Here is a 1,234-nt window from a genome sequence, read left to right as displayed (position 1 = left end):
TGAAGTGAACCCTGTAAGTTGGACACTTTAATTTAGACAACTTTTTCTAAGGTAAGATTTCGATATTCAATCGGAGTCTTGCCTTTTAATATGTGCTTGATTCGTTTCTGATTATAGTATTCTATCCACTTCTTCATGACTTTAATCAATTCTTGCTTGGTTTGATAATGATGTCCATAATACATTTCAACCTTCATAGTGTGAAAGAAACTCTCCATTGGTGCATTGTCTAAACAGGTCGCCCGGCGTGACATGCTTTGAAAAATATGGTTCTTCTTTAGTGTTTGACGCCACGCATTCGTTTGATATTGGATTCCTTGATCACTATGTACCGTCATGCGGTAGTTAAGCTTAGGTCGCTTATTAATTAGCTCGATTAGCGGTTTCATCACGAAGTCAGTAGTCGGATGGTCGCCAATATTGTAACTAACAATTTCACCAGAACATAAATCTTTAATCGGTGAAAGGTAAACTCGCTCATCCTGGCTCATATTGTCATAGCGGTATTCGCTCACGTCAGTTGCCATTTTTTGATATGGACGATCAGTTTTAAAGCGACGATGAAGACGATTCTTGGCTTTCTTACCTTGAGGACCAATCGACGAATCATATTTCCGAGTTTGACGATTATACATCTGTGACGATAAACCTTTTTCACGCATTAGACGGCTAACTCTTTTATGATTCACCTTAATTCCACGACGATGTAGCTCATCTGTGACAGGCCGATATCCGTAGGCAGGATTCTGGTGCTTGATATCTTTAATGTGTCGAAGCAGTTCTTTATCATCTTCGGCTTCGTGGCGATGGGCTTGATAATAGAATGTACTTCGCTTAATGGTGGTGTATGGTAGAATCTCCGTTAAGCTAAATCCGAATTCAAGCCTTAGTTCTTGGATGATTTGGTATTCTTCTTTGACTGTCCGCGGTGTTGAACTAAGGCGTCGAGTTTTTTTAAGTATTCGTTCTCGACTTTCAAAGCCCGATTCTCTGCTTTCAACTGTTCTAACTCTGATAGCTGTTTACTAGCTTGGCGATTATGGTTAGTAGTCATGTGCTTTCCCCGTCCTCTTCTGGTGAACAAGGCCTCAATTCCACGCTCTTTAAGCTTCTTTTGCCAGGTTGCGATTGTCCATGGATTACTAATGTCAAATTGAAGTGCTGTTTGTGGGTACGAAGCCTTGTGTTGTTTTTTCCAGTTTAAGACTTTCAGCTTAAAATCGCCATCATAATC

At 40.2% G+C, this 1,234-nt stretch carries 2 protein-coding genes; both read right to left on the bottom strand.

Annotated elements, in window-relative coordinates:
- Positions 1–32 precede the first annotated feature (32 nt).
- Complete coding sequence (locus AC1EKL_RS08725; protein WP_480189755.1) at positions 33–962, bottom strand: IS3 family transposase; 930 nt, start codon at positions 960–962, stop codon at positions 33–35.
- The coding region (locus AC1EKL_RS08720; RefSeq protein WP_480189754.1) for a transposase at positions 887–1,234 on the bottom strand (348 nt) is incomplete at its 5' end. The genes AC1EKL_RS08720 and AC1EKL_RS08725, both read right to left, overlap by 76 nt.

This window comes from Limosilactobacillus sp. C0001E2 (assembly GCF_056590915.1).
Note: the sequence above shows the minus strand (reverse complement) of the source record. Positions and strands in the feature narration are given on the sequence as shown.